The following is a 15,307-nucleotide window of genomic DNA, read 5'->3' as shown; positions in this document are numbered from 1 at the left end:
AATGCTAAGTCCCCACCTAAGGGGTGGCACCCGTGCGGTGCCGCCGTGCATGCTTGAGTTGAGTTGATGTCGCGTTTCACGGTCCACGATCTGGCCGCCACCATCGACGCCCGCGCTGCAACGGGCGGTGAGGCGTCCTACACCCGCAAGCTGCTCGACAAGGGCGCGGAGCACTGCGCCAAGAAATTGGGCGAGGAAGCGGTCGAGACCGTGATCGCCGCGGTCGAGAATGACCGCGATCACCTCATCGCGGAAAGTGCCGATCTCGTGTTTCACCTGCTGGTTCTGTTGAAATCACGCGGCGTGAGGCTGGAGGACGTCGAGGCCGCGCTGGAGAAGCGCACCTCGATGTCGGGACTGGAAGAGAAGGCGTCGCGCAAGCGCGACTAGCGCAAATGATCGAGCGCATCGAGAGGGGCGGCCTCATGGACATCCGGGCACCAGATCAACAATACAACCCCTACCGCATCTTCACGCGCCAGCAATGGTCGCATCTGCGTGACGACACGCCGATGACGCTTGAGCCGGGCGAGTTCGATCGCCTGCGTTCGATGCACGATCGCCTCGATTTGCAGGAGGTCGAGGACATCTACCTTCCGCTGTCGCGGCTGCTCTCGATCTATGTCGATGCGACGCAGCGGCTGTATTACTCGCAGCGCCAGTTCCTCAACATCCGCGACCGCAAGATGCCCTACATCGTCGGCGTCGCCGGATCCGTCGCGGTCGGCAAGTCGACCACCGCCCGCGTGCTGCAGGCGCTGCTGGCGCGCTGGTCGCCGCGGCCGAAGGTCGACCTGATCACGACCGACGGTTTCCTGTTTCCGAATGCCGTGCTCGAGCGGCAGGGCATCATGCAGAAGAAGGGCTTCCCGGAAAGCTACGACCTGCCGACGCTGCTGTCGTTCCTCAGCGACATCAAGGCGGGGCGGCGCCGCGTGCGCGCGCCGGTCTATTCGCATCTGACCTACGACATCGTGCCGAACAAATGGGTCGAGATCGACCAGCCGGACATCCTGATCGTCGAGGGCGTCAACGTGCTGCAGACCGGGCGGCTGCCGCGCGACGGCAAGGCGGTGCCGTTCGTCTCCGACTTCTTCGACTTCTCGGTCTATATCGACGCCGACGAGGCCGTGCTGCGGGAGTGGTACATCAAGCGCTTCCTGGCGCTGCGCGACACCGCGTTCACCGATCCGAGGTCCTACTTCCATCGCTACGCGCCGCTGTCGGACGAGGAAGCAACGGCGACCGCGATCGCGATCTGGGAGCGCACCAACCTCGCCAATCTCGAGGACAACATCCTGCCGACCCGCCCGCGCGCGACGCTGATCCTGAAGAAGGGCGCCGACCACGTGGTGCAGTCGGTCGCGCTGCGCCGGCTGTAAGCATCACCGCATCTCTGCGAACGAGCCACATCACGGCTGTCGTCCCCGCGAACGCGGGGGACCCATAACCACAGGTACTTGTGATTTGCAGCGCTGTAGCCCCAGCGGGCGCAAAACTGGCTTCGGTGGTTATGGGTCCCTGCTTGCGCACTAGGGCATTTACACATCTCTTCGAGGCTAGAAAACCGACTCATCATCAAGGGGTTAGCTACTAGGCGAGAGCCGAAATCGGCGGGCGCAACCCTAGTGCAGATGAGTAAGTTCTCTGCGGTTTTCGGCCAACTCTTTGAGAAGACTCCGGAAAGACTGCGGAGGATATGTATATACGCTAGTGCTTGCGCAGGGACGACACCGAGGTTTTGGCTGCTACGCCGCGATGTGCCGCGCGGCGGCGAGGCCCGCGAGCGCTTCTTCCAGCTTCTCGCGGTCGAGCGGCTTGATCAGAAAGCCGTCCATACCGGCTTCGAAGCAGGCATAGCGGTCCTCCACCAGCGTATTTGCCGTCAGTGCCAGGATCGGGGTCCGGCGGACGGATTGCGCCGCTTCATGGGTGCGGATCTGCTTGGTGGTCTCGATGCCGTTGAGGCGCGGCATCTGGATGTCCATCAGCACGAGATCATAGGGCGTGCCGGCTGAGGTCGCCGACAGCCAGGACTCCATCGCCTGCTCACCATTGGTGGTGATGACCACGTTGTGGCCGAGCCGGGTGAGCAGCGAGCGCATCAACAGCGCGTTGATCTCATTGTCCTCGGCGACCAGGATCGAGAACCCCTTGTCCGGCAGCGCGGATGCAAGCGCAGCGGGCGCGGACTCGGCGGCCGCCTCGATCGCAAGGCTCGGCGCAGCGACTTCCGGCGATGCGGTCAGGCGCGCGGCGAGCGACGACGCGCGCAATGGCTTCACCAGGTAACCGGTGAACATGGCTGACTCGGAAGCCGAAAGGTCCTGCCGCGTCGCCGGCGTGAACATTACGATGCGATGGGTTGCATGGAGGCGGGCGGCGTCGGCAAACGCCTCCATCGCCGGCGTGCCGAGCGTGTGGTCGATCAGCACCGCATGCCAGCTCCGCTCCGGCAGCAGCGCCTCGGCGACACCGGCATCCGACACGATGCAGGTCTGTGCGCCCCAGCGCTGCAACCGCCGCGAGATCAGCGAGACCTCGATGCTGTGTGGCGCCACCAGCATGATCGACTGTGCCGTCAAGTCGGGCGCGGCGAAGCCGTTGGCCTCGCCGGCATCGGCGGCGACGAGCGGGATCGACACCTCGAAGGTCGAGCCTGCGCCCGGCGTGCTTGCGAGCGTGATGCGGCCGCCCATCCGCTTGACGATGCGGTCGCTGATCGAGAGGCCGAGGCCGGTGCCGCCATAGCTGCGCGCGATCCGGTCGTCGGCCTGCTCGAACTCCCGGAAAATACGCTGCTGCGCTTCCGGCGCGATGCCGATGCCGGTGTCGCGAACCAGGAAGCTGATCTCGTTCGGCCAGATGCTGGGCTCGACGATCAGCGCCACGCCACCGGTCGCGGTGAACTTGATGGCGTTGCCGGCGAGATTGAGCAGCACCTGACGCAGCCGCGCGGCGTCGCCGGTCACCTGCATCGGCAGCCGTTCGTCGACATAGGCGGCGATCTCGATGCCCTTGGTCTGCGCACGCGGCGCCAGCAGCTCGGTGATGTCCTCGATCAGGCCGGACAGCGCGAACGTGCGGTGTTCGAGATCGATCTTGCCGGCCTCGATCTTGGAATAGTCGAGCAGCTCCTCGATCAGCGCGAGCAGCGCGTCGCCCGATGTCTTGACCGCCTTGACGTAGGTCATCTGCTCCAACGTCAGCTGCGTATCCATCAGCAATCCGCTCATGCCAATGATGCCGTTCAGCGGGGTGCGGATCTCGTGGCTCGCCATCGCAAGGAAGCGCGACTTGGCGCGGTTGGCGGCGTCGGCCTGATCGCGCGCTTCGGCGAGCGCGCGCTCGCTCTCGGTGCGGTCGGTGACGTCGCGGCCGACGCTCTGCATCTCCGCCGGCGCGCCGGCATCGTTGCGCACGAGGCCTTCACGCCAGGCGATCCAGCGCGGCCCGAGCGGGCCCTCGATCTTCTGGTCGTAGACCCGCGTGCCGTTGGATTCGAGCGCGGTGTCGCCCTGCTCGAGCACCTTCAGCGTTGCGGTGCTGCCGATCAATTCGCTGCGGGGCCTCTGCGCCAGCTCGCAATAGGCATCGTTGGCATAGGTGATGAGGCCGTCGAGGTCGCGCAGCACGATCAGATCGTCTTGCGCCTCGAACAGGGTGGAGGCGCGCTGCTCGGCCTCCTGCAGTTCCCAGTTGCGGTCGGCCATCGCTTCATTGTGCATGGCGATGGTACGCAGCCGCTTGCGCATCAGCCGCAGGCGGATGCCGAGCGTCACGATCCAAAGGCAGGCGATCGCGAACAGGAAGCTGACCCCGATCGCGAATGCATTGGGATCGTAGCCGCTCTGTTGCGAGAGCGCGCCCGAAATGAACCCGAAGGCGCTGCCGAACGCGACAGAGAAGATCGTGAACGAGCGCACGATCGTCGCGAGCCAGGAATGGCGCCGGAGGAAGCGGCGAAGGCGCAACTTGATCCGGAAGAAACGCCCCATCAATGATGACCCTAAGACAGCTTGATCTGGCGCTGACGATGCGTCGGCCAGCTTGCAAAGTGCTTGAAATTGGTGGCCATTTCGCGCTGCCCTCAGAACAAGGTTAGCGGGAGGTTAATTCCGCCATGACCCGGTTCGGGACGCGCTTGTCAGGTTCGGGCGTTGCGGCTTCAAGGCGGCGGTGTCCACCGCGGGCGCTGACGATCAGGGCCGCGGCATCCCGCGCTGAGAACGTCTTCGACTGCACGAAGACACGATAGTCGGACGGGCCAGCATCACGCGTCAGATAGATGACGGGGCCGGTTGCCGAGGCATCGCCGGAAATCCCGATCAGCTGCGCCGTCGCGCTGCTCTCGCAGGCGCCGGCCTCGGCGTCGTCGATGTCGTCGATCACGGTGAAGTCGGCGGCGTCGGCGCTGTCGGCGATCTGGACCCGGACGGTGGCCTGGCTGGGGTCGTCAGTGAAGTTGACGTGAAGCTGCGCCAGCCAGGGGATCGATGCGATCTGCATCGTGGCGCCGCCCACCTCGATGCAGGGCCGCGGGCCCGGCAGGAATTCGGCGCGGGCAAGGACCGCGGCCACGGCAAGGGGGACCACCGAGGTCAGAATCTTCAAACGCAACATGACACAACTCGCTCGACCCAAGCTTGCCGCCGATCGCGGTGCTTATGGTTTGCGGAGCGTAAATGAGAGTGGTTACTGTCACGTTGACGCGGCGGGCACCGGGCGGAAAGCGGCGGAGATCACGCGGCGCGACGCAAATCGTCGGCCAATGCACGATAGGACAGCGCTTCGGCGAGATGCAGCCGGCCGATCGTCTCGGCGCCGTTGAGATCGGCAAGCGTGCGCGCCACCCGCAGCACGCGGTGATAGCCGCGCGCGGTGAGGTGCATGTTGTCGGCCGCCTCGCGCAGCAGCTTCTGCCCATGCGCGTCGGGCTGCGCGATGGTCTCGAGCAGCGAGCTCGGCGCTTCCGCATTGGTGCGGACGTGCGGCATGCCGGCCGCCGCGTAGCGCGCGAGCTGGATGTCGCGCGCGGCCGCGACGCGGGCGGCAACCTCGGCCGAGCCCTCCGCCGGCGGCGGCAGGATCAGATCCGCCGCGGTGACGGCGGGCACCTCGATCCGCAGGTCGATGCGATCCATCAGCGGACCGGAGATCCGCATCTGGTAGTCGGCGGTGCAGCGGTCGAGCCGGCCGCGCTTGCAGGAATAGCCGGGCTCATAGGCGTGGCCGCAACGGCACGGGTTCATGGCCGCGACCAGCATGAAGCGCGCCGGATAGGTGACGCGGTGGTTGGCCCGGCTCACCGAAACCTCGCCGTTCTCCAGCGGCTGGCGCAGCGAATCCAGCACGCGCGGATCGAACTCCGGCAATTCGTCGAGGAACAGCACGCCCTGATGCGCCAGCGAGATCTCGCCCGGCTTGGCGCGCATGCCGCCGCCGGTCAGCGCGGCCATGCTGGCGGAATGATGCGGGCTGCGGAACGGGCGTCGCGCGGTCAAGGCGCCGTCGCGGATCTCGCCGGCAACCGAGGCGATCATCGAGACTTCGAGCAGCTCGGACGGCGACAGCGGCGGCAGGATCGAGGGCAGTCGCGCCGCCAGCATCGATTTGCCGGCGCCGGGCGAGCCGATCATCAGCAGATGATGCCCGCCGGCGGCGGCGATCTCGAGCGCGCGTTTCGCGCTCTCCTGGCCCTTGATGTCGCGCAGGTCCAGAAGCGCTTCCTCGCGCTCATGCACCTTCGGCTGCGGGCGTGACAGCACCTGCGTGCCCTTGAAGTGGTTGGCGATCTGGATCAGCGAGTGTGCCGCGATGATCTGGATGTCCGGACTGGCCCAGGCGGCTTCCGAACCGCAGGCGGCCGGGCAGATCAATCCCTCGTCGCGCGAATTGGCGCCGATTGCCGCGGGCAGCACGCCCGCCACCGGCGCGAGCGAGCCGTCGAGCCCGAGCTCGCCGAGCACGGTGAAGCCGTTCAGCGCATCCGGCGGGATCGCGCCGATCGCCGCCATCAGGCCGAGCGCGATCGGCAGGTCGTAATGGCTGCCCTCCTTGGGCAGGTCGGCGGGTGCGAGGTTGACGGTGATGCGGCGGGCGGGAAGCGCGAGGCCGGAGGCGATCAGCGCCGAACGCACGCGTTCGCGGGCTTCCGACACCGCCTTGTCGGGCAGGCCGACGATCGCGAATGCAGGCAATCCCGGCGCAACCTGGACCTGCACGTCGACCGCGCGGGCCTCGATCCCCTCGAATGCGACGGTGGAAACGCGCTGAACCATGCTGCCCCTATCTTCCGCAATCGAAGGTAGCGGAACCGGGCGACAAGTGCAAGAACATTACAGGAACGTTCGCGACACCGAGGGCTGGTCGCCCGGTACCAATTCACCGCGCGGCGCATCCGCTTCCGGCCGGTGCGGAGGCGTCGGGCGTCGCGCGCGATGACGCGCGCCTCGCGCGATCGAACACAGCTCGCATCGTCGACAACTGCAGGAATCATTTTCAAGAATCATTCCAGCTCGATGAGCATCGCGCGCTTATTGTCGCAGCGCGTCGTCGATTTCCCCGCTGTTTCAGCGATCGCACACTGATCGCGCGCGCAGTCTCGATCTATTCCAACTGCCGAGGTCTGTACTCGCGAGCCCCGCGCTGTAGAGCCGGATCACAAATCCATCCAGGCTGACATCAGGGGCGCCTTCGCGTGATCGATCGACTTGCTTCGCATTCCACCCGTCAACATCCAGCGCTGCGAACGATCGGTCTGTGTACCGCCGCCGTCCTTGCCGCAGGAGTCACGACCGAACGCGCCGACGCGCAATCGGAACTGCCGCCGGTGAGCGTGGACGCGCCTCAGCAGCGCGCGATCACTGCGAATGCAAAACCGGTTCGTCGTCCGGTGGCCGCACGCGCAAGCCGCGCCAACCGCGTGGCTCGATCCCAGCAGGCGACGCCGCCAGCGGCGGCACGATCCGGTGCCGGCGCCGGCGAGCGAGCCGGCGGTCCAGTGGACGGGTTCGTTGCCACGCGTTCGGGCACGGCGACCAAGACCGACACGCCGCTGATCGAAATCCCGCAATCGATCTCGGTCGTCACGACGGACCAGATCAGGAACCAGGGTGCGGAATCGGTGGGCGCGGCATTGCGCTACACCGCAGGCGTCAGCGGCGACGTGAATGGCGGCTCGGACACCCGCTTCGGCGGCCTGCAGATCCGCGGCTTCGACATGACGATGCCGGGCCTCTATCTCGACGGCCTGCGGCTGCCGAGCAGCAACTATGTGCACTTCCTCGGGCTCGATCCGTACGGCGCCGAGCGCCTCGAGGTCCTGAAGGGGCCGTCCTCCGCGATGTTCGGCGGCAGCGGCACCGGCGGCATCCTCAACTATGTCAGCAAGCTGCCGACCGCGCGCGAGTTCGGCGAAGTGTCGCTGTCCGGCGGCAGCTTCAACCGCTATCAGGGCGAGTTCGATATCGGCGGCCGCGCCAACAAGGAAGGAACGGTGCTGTGGCGCCTGACCGGCGTCGCGCGCGATGGTGAGACCCAGGTCGACTACACCAAGGACAATCGCGTCTTCATCGCGCCCGCCGTCACCGTGAAGCCGAACGAGGACACCACGATCACTTTCCTCGCGAACTACCAGAAGGAACGCACCGGCTGGGGCCTGCAATTCCTGCCGCCGTCCGGCACCGTCTGGGCCAATAACGGCCACTACATTCCGAACACGCGCTTCGTCGGCGAGCCCGGCTTCAACCAGTTCGACACCGAGCAGTCCTCGGTCGGCTACATGCTGTCGCACGACTTCAACGAGGCGCTGACCTTCCGCCAGAACCTGCGCTATTCGTGGATGCACAACGAGCAGAAGAGCTTCTACGGCACCGGCTATGCGTCGGCCACCGACGAGGCTGCGGGCCTGCTGTCGCGCGGCGGCGCCGGCGGCAGCTCGACGATCGGTTCCTTCGCGGTCGACAACCAGCTGCAGGGCAAGTTCGTCACCGGCCTGCTGAGCCACACGACGCTGTTCGGCGTCGATTACCGCAACACCTCGTTCCGCGACATGGCCTCGAGCTACAGCACCGGCAAGCTCAACGTCTTCGCGCCGGTCTATACCAACAGCTGGACCAACAACGGACCGTATGACGACACCGGCATCAAGCAGTCGCAGGCCGGCCTCTATCTGCAGGACCAGATCCGGCTCGGCCGGCTGTCGTTCCTGCTTGGCGGGCGGCAGGATTTCGTCACCACGGACCTCGACAACAATCTCGCGAAAACGTCGACGTCGACCGACGCCTCGGCATTCACCGGCCGCGCCGCCGTCATGTACAATTTCGACAACGGCGTCGCGCCCTATTTCAGCTATTCGGAATCATTCCTGCCGGTGCTGAGCGTCAACGCCGCCGGCGACCTGCTGAAGCCGGAGTCCGGCGTGCAGTACGAAGTCGGCGTCAAGTACCAGCCGGTCGGCATCAATGCGCTGATCACGCTGGCCGCGTTCGACTTGACCCGATCCAACGTCGTCACCTACGCCCCGCCGTTCTATTTCGCCGAGCAGACCGGCGAAGTCAGGTCGCGCGGCGTTGAACTCGAAGGCACCGCGACGCTGGTCGAGGGCGTCAACATCCGGGGCGGCTACGCCTATGTCGACGCTGAAGTCACCAAGGATCCCGTCAATGTCGGCAAGGCGCCGACCACGGTGCCGCTCAACCGTTTCTCGCTGTGGGGCGATTACACCGTTCAGGGCGGTCCGCTCGCCGGGGTCCAGTTCGGGGCCGGCGTCCGCTATGTCGGATCGACGTTCGGTGACGATGCCAACACCTTCAAGGTGCCGGCGTCGACGGTCGTCGATGCGCTCGTCGCCTATACCAGGGACAATTATCGCCTCTCGCTCAACGTCACCAACCTCGCCGACACGCGCTACGTGGCAGCCTGCTACGGCAACACCAGCTGCTTCTACGCCGAGGGCCGCAAGGCGATCGCGAAGCTGACCTATCGCTGGTGATCACCCCACAACTTGCTGAAATCCCCATGAGACCCATCTTCGGACGACTGCATCGCTGGGCGGGGCCTTCTCACCGCGGCCTTCCTGTTCTTCTCGGGCGTCACCGGCGCGATCATCTCGTGGGATCACGAGATCGACGATGTGCTCAACAGGAAGCTGTTCGAGGTGACGAGCTCCGGACCGGCGATCCCGTCGGTCGAGCTCGCCCGGCTGATCGAGCAGCGCGATCATCGCGCCCGCGTCGTCCACATGTTCATGACGGCGGAGAAAGGCGAATCGTTGTGGTTCTTCGTGCTGCCGCGGATCGATCCGGCGACCGGCAAGCGCTACACGCTCGACTACAACCAGGTCTTCCTCGATCCCAACACCGGCGTCGAGCTCGGACGCCGCTATTGGGGCGCGGTCTGGCCGGTGACCCGCGAAAACTTCGTCTCATTCCTCTACAAGCTGCATTACACGATGCACATCCCCGAATTCTGGGGCAGCGATCGCTGGGGCATGCGCTTCCTCGGTGTCATCGCCGTGATCTGGACGATCGATTGTTTCGTCGGCTTCCACCTGACCCTGCCGTCGCGGCGGCGCGCAAGGGCTGAGCGGGCGTCGGCGATACCGGGCCCGCGCGGCAAGAGTTTCTGGACCCGCTGGGCACCGGCCTGGAAGATCAAGACCTCGGGCAGCGCCTATCGAATCAATTTCGACATTCATCGCGCCTTCAGCCTGTGGACCTGGGCGTTGCTGTTCGTGATCGCATTCACGGCATTCTCGCTCAACCTATATTTCGAGGTGTTCTCGCCGTTGATGAAGACCGTGTCCAACTACACGCCGACACCCTACGAGCAGCGGCCATACCGTCATCTCGACGATCCGATCGAGCCAAGGATGGCCTATGCGGAAATCGCCACGCGGGCCGCGGCCGACGGCAAGGCGCGCGGCTGGACCACGCCGATCGGTTCGATCAATTATGGTCCGGCCCACGGCGTCTATGCGGTCGCATTCTTCGAGCCGGGCGACGAACATGGCGCCGCGGGAGTCGGGCCGGCGCAGCTCTACTACGACAGCGAGGACGGCCGTCCGCTCGGCGAGCGGCTGCCATGGGTCGGCACCGCGGCCGACGTGTTCGTGCAGATGCAGTTTCCGTTGCATTCCGGCCGGATCGCCGGCTTGCCCGGGCGCATCCTGATCTCGCTGATGGGATTGGTGGTCGCGGCGCTGTCGGTGACGGGCGTCGTGATCTGGTGGCGCAAACGTCGTGCGCGGATTGGCGCGCGAGAGACGATGCGCACTCGCTCCGCGAGCCGCCTTGCGCCGGCGGAATAGGCCGGGCGCCCCGTGCACTCCTTACACCGGGCGGCAAATGCATTCGGGAGCGGCGGCGGCCGCTCCCGAGGCAGTCCGTCTTCGCAATCAGTCCGTCACAGGTTCATCTGCATCGGCTCCGGATAGTAGTGGAAGCCTTCGCCGACCTTGGCGACGTGGCCGTAGCCCGGCCAGGCGAAGTGATAGGACATCACGGCCGTCTTGTTCGCGGCCAGCATCTCCAGCAGCTTGACCCGCGAGTTCGCCGCCTGCTTCGGATCGGTGTCGTAGGAGAACTCCATCCGCGGACGCTCCAGCAGCAGCACCGCGTGATGCGAGAGGTCACCGAGGAAGGCGAAGGATTTGCCGCCCGAGCTCACCATGAAGATGGTGTGGCCCACGGTGTGGCCGGGCGCTGCGATTGCCGTCACGCCGGGCAGGAATTCCTGGCCGTCCTTGAAGAACACGATGCGGTCGCGCACCGGCAGCAGGTTCTTGCGGGCATGCACGATGAAGTCCTTCAACGGACTGCCCATCTTGCCTTCGTCGGTCCAGAATTCGAGATCGCTCTGGGCGATGTAGTACTGCGCATTCGGAAACAGCGGCTTGTCGTCGGTGCCGACAATGCCGCCGATATGATCGATGTGCGCGTGCGACAGCACGACGGCGTCGATGTCCTCCGGCTTGATGCCGGCTTCCTTCATGCTCTTCTGCTGCCGGCCGGTGGTCGGACCGAAGGCCTTCGAGGTGCCCATGCCGGTATCGAACAGGATCAGCTTGTCGCCGGTATTGACGATCGGCGAATTCTGCTCGAGCACGACATTGTCGGGCGAGAGGAAGTTGTCGGAGAGCATCTTCTTCACCTCCTCCTTCGGCACACCGGTGAAAGTGCCGGAGGGATCGCCGAGCGGAAGCGGCCCGTCGGATACGACGGTCACTTCGGCTTCGCCGAGCATGAAGCGGTGCCAGTAGGGTGTCTGCGTGCCGAGCTTCGGCGCGCGTGCCTGTGCGGTGCCCCCGAGCAGGGTGCTGGCGCCGAGACCGGCACCGAGCGCGAGCAAGGATCGTCGTGAGACATTGAGCGTCATAACGTCTTCCTCCAGAATTTTTATAAGATTTTCGCGTTGTTGCCCGCGCGTTGACCCGCCGCTTGACCTGACGCAGGCGAGAGGATGCTGCCCTCGCCTGCGCAAGCTGGCAAGAAGAATAAGGAGAACGCATGCGTGATCGAACGCTGGCTAAATTTCAGCCAGCTGTGCGGCGCACAAGGGAGGATTATTTCGCGGCGCGCTTCTTCTCGATGGCATCCCAGATCATCGCCGCGACGTCGGGGCCATTGAGCCGCTGGATTGCGCGGATGCCGGTCGGCGAGGTGACGTTGATCTCGGTGAGGTTGCCGTCGATCACGTCGATGCCGACAAACAGCAGGCCGCGTTCGCGCAGCGCAGGTCCGAGCGTGGCGCAGATTTCGCGCTCGCGATCCGAGAGTTCGGTCGCCGCGGCTGCGCCGCCACGGACCATGTTGGAGCGCAGATCGTCAGCCGCCGGCACGCGGTTGACGGCGCCGGCGAACTCGCCGTCGACCAGGATGATGCGCTTGTCGCCATGCTTCACCTCGGGGAGGAAGCGCTGGATCACCCAGGGCTCCTTGAACGTGACCGAGAACATGTCGAACAGCGAGCCGAAGTTCATGTCCTGCGGCATCACGCGGAAGACGGCGGCGCCGCCATGGCCGTGCAACGGCTTCATGACGACGGCGCCATGCTGGTCGCGGAATGCGTTGATCTCGTCGAGATCGCGCGAGATCAGGGTTGGCGGCATCAGCTGCGGGAAGTTCATCACGAACAGCTTTTCCGGCGCGTTGCGCACGCTGGCCGGGTCGTTGACGACCAAGGTCTTCGGATGGATGCGCTCGAGGAAATGGGTCGAGGTGATGTAGGCGAGGTCGAACGGCGGATCCTGGCGCAGCAGCACGACGTCGAAGCCGTTGAGCGCCTCGCGCTTCGGCTCGCCCAGCGTGAAGTGATTGCCGACCTCGTCGCGCACGGTGAGAGGCTGCACCGGCGCCACCAGCTCCTCGCCGCGCAGCGACAGCTTGTCGGGCGTGTAGTAGGAAATGCCGTGGCCGCGCTTTTGCGCCTCGAGCAGCAGCGCAAAGGTTGAATCGCCGCGGATATTGATGCGCGCGATGGGATCCATCTGGACGGCGATCTTCAATTTCATAGGCATGTTCCGCGAGGTCTGAGGATAACGTTAAGGGCTTGCATCGAATGCCGCTAACAGATGGCGCGGCAGGCTCTTCGGTGCAATCAGCACGGCGTCGAATCTGAGCTCAAATTCGGCATGTTCGGGATGCGCCATCAGCCAGGCCTGGGCGGCATTGATGATGCGCAGCTGCTGCCGCGGCGTCACCGCATAGGCGGCGTCGTCGAGGCTGGCACGGGCCTTGACCTCGACGAAGGCCAGCAGATTGCGCCGGCGAACCACCAGGTCGATCTCGCCAAAGGGGGTACGAAAGCGTCGTGCCAGGATGCGATAGCCCTTGGCGATCAGAAGGGCTGCGGCGCGGCTCTCCGCCGAGATGCCGGTCCGGAACGCCGCGACGCGCTCGGGCGAGGCGCTGTCAGTCTTCGCCATTGCCGTCCCCGATGATCTTCGCAAGCTCGAGGGCGCGGGCATAGACCTCGCGGCGCGGCCGGCCCGACAGTTCGACCGCATGGGCGACCGCATCCTTGACGCTGCCGCGGCCGAGCTGCGCCCGCAGCAGATCGTCGAGCGCATCCTGGTCCATCACCCCGGCATCATCGGCCGGAGGTCCGATGACCAGCACGAACTCGCCGCGCGTTTCCAGCGCGTCCGCGCCTGCCGCCAGCTCGGCGACCGGCGCGCGCGTGATCTCCTCGTGCAGCTTGGTCAGCTCGCGGCAGATCGCGGCATCGCGGCCGGCCATGATCGCGGCGAGATCGCGCAGCGTGTCCTGTACGCGATTGCCCGATTCGAACATCACGAGCGTCGAATCGACCCTCGCCAGCTCGTTGAGCCGTGCGCGACGCGCGTGCTCCTTCGCGGGCAAAAATCCCTCGAAGAAAAACCGGTCGGTCGGCAATGCCGCGACCGACAGCGCCGTCAGCACCGATGATGGCCCCGGCACCGCGATGACGGCATGCCCGGCGGCGCAGACGTCGCGCACCAGCTTGAAGCCGGGATCGGAGATCAGTGGCGTGCCGGCGTCGGAAACCAGCGCGATCGCGGCGCCCTGCGCCAGCCGCTCCAGGATTTTTGGACGGGCCTGGGCCGCGTTGTGCTCGTGGTAGAGCGCAAGCTCCGCGGCGATCGCATAACGCTCGGTCAGCCGCCGGGTAATCCTCGTGTCCTCGCAGGCGATGACGTCGACACCGGCCAGCGTTTCCAGCGCGCGCAGGGTGATGTCGGCGAGATTTCCGATCGGGGTCGCGACCAGATGCAGCCCGGGTGCTGCCCTTGGCGCGGCCAATCGCTGGCCGCCGATCGAAAATGTTCTGGCCGCAGCGCCTGTCGTGGCATCCGAACTGTGGAGGGAACTGGCTTTTGCGCGCATAATGCCAATCTAGAGGGATGGCGGCGCTTGCGCCACATCCGCAAACGGCGGTGACGGAACGCTGGCTGACGGGGGAAATGGAGGCCGCGGCAAGGGCGCCGCGGGGCCATAATCCTTTTGTTTTAGTTAACTATTCGCCGAGAATATGCCTGAATCCACCCGCCTCATCAGAGCTGGATGGAGTCCTGGCTGATCACGGTCGGCCAAGAGAAGAGAGACGATGGAAGGCCCGCATCACCGCAAGTCCCCGCCGTCGGGCACCACCCGGCGGACCGCGCTCGGCCTCATCGTGGGCGCGCCGTTGCTGACGGCCTGCTCCGGCATCCAGCAGAGCTTGAGCCAATTTTCCAGCAGCAACCCGGAAGCTGGTCCTGCCGGCCCGCAGCAGCAGCCGCAGGCGGTCGGAACCGGGCAGGTCAAGATCGGCCTGATCCTGCCGCTGTCGGCGTCCGGCAATGCCGGGCTTGCCGCCCAGTCGATGCGGAACGCGGCCGAAATGGCGCTGGCGGAATTTCAGAACCCGAACATCCAGCTCCTGATCAAGGACGATGGCGGCAGCCCGCAGGGCGCATCGCAGGGTGCCCAGCAGGCACTGTCCGAAGGCGCCGAGATCATCCTGGGACCGCTGTTCGCAGGCTCGGTGCCGGCCGTCGCGCAACTGACGCGGCCGCGCGGTACCTCGGTGATCGCGTTCTCCACCGATTCGAGCGTGGCCGGGCGCGGCGTCTATCTGCTGAGCTTCCTGCCGGAGTCCGACATCAACCGCATCGTCGACTACTCGGCGGGGATCGGAAAGCGCTCGTTCGCCGCGATGGTGCCGGACAACGCCTATGGCAACGTGGTCGAGGCCGCGTTCAAGCAGGCGGTCGGCCGCAAGAACGGCCGCGTCGTCGCATTCGAGAAATATGGCGCCGATCGCGCGACGCCGGCGCGAACCGTGGCGCAGGCGCTCGGCCAGGCCGATGCGCTGCTGATCGCCGACGATGGTGATTCGGTGGTCGCGACCGCCGATGCCTTGACCGCAGCCGGCGCCAATCTGCGCAACATCCAGCTGCTCGGCACCGGGCTGTGGGACAATCCGCGGGTGTTCGCGAGCCCCGTCTTGCAGGGCGGCCTCTACGCCGCGCCCGATCCGTCCGGCTTCCGCAGCTTCGCCGGCCGCTACCGCAGCAAATATGGCGGCGAGCCCGTGCGCACCGCGACGCTTGCCTATGATGCCGTGGCGCTGATGGCGGCGCTCGCGCGCACGCAAGGGGCGCAGCGCTTTGCGCCGGAGACATTGACCAATCCGTCCGGCTTTGCCGGTATCGACGGTCTGTTCCGCTTCCGCTCCGATGGCACCAATGAGCGCGGCCTTGCGGTCATGAAGGTGGCCTCAGGCGGCAGCACGCCGGTCGCAGGCTCGCCGAAGAGCTTTGGCGCTTGATTTTCGTCGGGCG

General features: G+C 65.7%; 11 protein-coding genes and 1 pseudogene. 5 read left to right on the top strand and 7 right to left on the bottom strand.

Annotated features, from left to right (window positions below):
* The first annotated feature begins 66 nt into the window (after positions 1 to 66).
* Both ACVW1B_RS35185 and coaA read left to right on the top strand, forming a co-directional pair.
* Positions 67 to 390 (top strand): phosphoribosyl-ATP diphosphatase, encoded by a 324-nt coding sequence (locus ACVW1B_RS35185; RefSeq protein ID WP_028335793.1) that lies wholly within the window; start codon positions 67 to 69, stop codon positions 388 to 390.
* 35 nt (positions 391 to 425) lie between these two features.
* A complete protein-coding gene (coaA, locus tag ACVW1B_RS35180; protein WP_026192056.1) occupies positions 426 to 1,382 on the top strand; it encodes a type I pantothenate kinase in 957 nt (318 codons plus the stop codon).
* A gap of 366 nt (positions 1,383 to 1,748) precedes the next feature.
* Here the strand turns inward: coaA and ACVW1B_RS35175 are convergent, their stop codons facing one another.
* The 3 genes from ACVW1B_RS35175 to ACVW1B_RS35165 form a co-directional block, all read right to left on the bottom strand.
* Complete coding sequence (locus ACVW1B_RS35175) at positions 1,749 to 3,998, bottom strand: PAS domain-containing hybrid sensor histidine kinase/response regulator (protein ID WP_253605724.1); 2,250 nt, start codon at positions 3,996 to 3,998, stop codon at positions 1,749 to 1,751.
* A 103-nt stretch (positions 3,999 to 4,101) separates the two neighbouring features.
* Positions 4,102 to 4,623 (bottom strand): protease-associated domain-containing protein, encoded by a 522-nt coding sequence (locus ACVW1B_RS35170; protein ID WP_253605725.1) that lies wholly within the window; start codon positions 4,621 to 4,623, stop codon positions 4,102 to 4,104.
* A 119-nt stretch (positions 4,624 to 4,742) separates the two neighbouring features.
* Complete coding sequence (locus ACVW1B_RS35165) at positions 4,743 to 6,281, bottom strand: YifB family Mg chelatase-like AAA ATPase (RefSeq protein WP_456822777.1); 1,539 nt, start codon at positions 6,279 to 6,281, stop codon at positions 4,743 to 4,745.
* Positions 6,282 to 7,003: 722 nt separating this feature from the next.
* Between ACVW1B_RS35165 and ACVW1B_RS35160 the strand changes: the two genes are divergently transcribed.
* Positions 7,004 to 8,995, top strand: a complete 1,992-nt coding sequence (locus ACVW1B_RS35160) for a TonB-dependent siderophore receptor (protein ID WP_253605729.1) — start codon at positions 7,004 to 7,006, stop codon at positions 8,993 to 8,995.
* Between the two features lie 26 nt (positions 8,996 to 9,021).
* Positions 9,022 to 10,312 (top strand): annotated as a pseudogene (fsrB, locus tag ACVW1B_RS35155) (siderophore utilization protein FsrB).
* A 95-nt stretch (positions 10,313 to 10,407) separates the two neighbouring features.
* Here fsrB and ACVW1B_RS35150 read toward each other — a convergent pair.
* The 4 genes from ACVW1B_RS35150 to rsmI form a co-directional block, all read right to left on the bottom strand.
* On the bottom strand, positions 10,408 to 11,379 hold the full coding sequence (locus tag ACVW1B_RS35150; RefSeq protein WP_456822776.1) for an MBL fold metallo-hydrolase: 972 nt from the start codon (positions 11,377 to 11,379) through the stop codon (positions 10,408 to 10,410).
* A 187-nt stretch (positions 11,380 to 11,566) separates the two neighbouring features.
* Entirely contained in the window at positions 11,567 to 12,514 is a 948-nt protein-coding gene (gene gshB, locus ACVW1B_RS35145) for a glutathione synthase (RefSeq protein WP_253605733.1), read from the bottom strand.
* A gap of 30 nt (positions 12,515 to 12,544) precedes the next feature.
* Positions 12,545 to 12,928 carry a YraN family protein gene (locus tag ACVW1B_RS35140; RefSeq protein WP_028335783.1) on the bottom strand — a complete coding sequence of 128 codons (384 nt, stop codon included), beginning with the start codon at positions 12,926 to 12,928 and terminating at the stop codon, positions 12,545 to 12,547.
* Positions 12,915 to 13,868, bottom strand: a complete 954-nt coding sequence (gene rsmI / locus ACVW1B_RS35135; protein ID WP_253605735.1) for a 16S rRNA (cytidine(1402)-2'-O)-methyltransferase — start codon at positions 13,866 to 13,868, stop codon at positions 12,915 to 12,917. The genes ACVW1B_RS35140 and rsmI overlap by 14 nt, the downstream gene beginning before the upstream one ends.
* A gap of 220 nt (positions 13,869 to 14,088) precedes the next feature.
* On the opposite strand from rsmI, the gene ACVW1B_RS35130 reads away from it, so the two are divergent.
* Positions 14,089 to 15,294, top strand: a complete 1,206-nt coding sequence (locus tag ACVW1B_RS35130) for a penicillin-binding protein activator (protein WP_092081173.1) — start codon at positions 14,089 to 14,091, stop codon at positions 15,292 to 15,294.
* Positions 15,295 to 15,307 lie beyond the last annotated feature (13 nt).

The sequence above is a fragment of the Bradyrhizobium sp. USDA 4502 genome (assembly GCF_054063355.1).
This window is presented reverse-complemented; position numbering and strand designations above follow the sequence as displayed.

What these genes read in the sequence shown, in the direction of transcription:
- ACVW1B_RS35185 (WP_028335793.1), top strand. Translation starts at nt 67, where the DNA reads ATGTCGCGTTTCACGGTCCACGATCTGGCCGCCACCATCGACGCCCGC.
- coaA (WP_026192056.1), top strand. Translation starts at nt 426, where the DNA reads ATGGACATCCGGGCACCAGATCAACAATACAACCCCTACCGCATCTTC.
- ACVW1B_RS35175 (WP_253605724.1), bottom strand. Translation starts at nt 3,998, where the DNA reads ATGGGGCGTTTCTTCCGGATCAAGTTGCGCCTTCGCCGCTTCCTCCGG.
- ACVW1B_RS35170 (WP_253605725.1), bottom strand. Translation starts at nt 4,623, where the DNA reads ATGTTGCGTTTGAAGATTCTGACCTCGGTGGTCCCCCTTGCCGTGGCC.
- ACVW1B_RS35165 (WP_456822777.1), bottom strand. Translation starts at nt 6,281, where the DNA reads ATGGTTCAGCGCGTTTCCACCGTCGCATTCGAGGGGATCGAGGCCCGC.
- ACVW1B_RS35150 (WP_456822776.1), bottom strand. Translation starts at nt 11,379, where the DNA reads ATGACGCTCAATGTCTCACGACGATCCTTGCTCGCGCTCGGTGCCGGT.
- gshB (WP_253605733.1), bottom strand. Translation starts at nt 12,514, where the DNA reads ATGAAATTGAAGATCGCCGTCCAGATGGATCCCATCGCGCGCATCAAT.
- ACVW1B_RS35140 (WP_028335783.1), bottom strand. Translation starts at nt 12,928, where the DNA reads ATGGCGAAGACTGACAGCGCCTCGCCCGAGCGCGTCGCGGCGTTCCGG.
- rsmI (WP_253605735.1), bottom strand. Translation starts at nt 13,868, where the DNA reads ATGCGCGCAAAAGCCAGTTCCCTCCACAGTTCGGATGCCACGACAGGC.
- ACVW1B_RS35130 (WP_092081173.1), top strand. Translation starts at nt 14,089, where the DNA reads ATGGAAGGCCCGCATCACCGCAAGTCCCCGCCGTCGGGCACCACCCGG.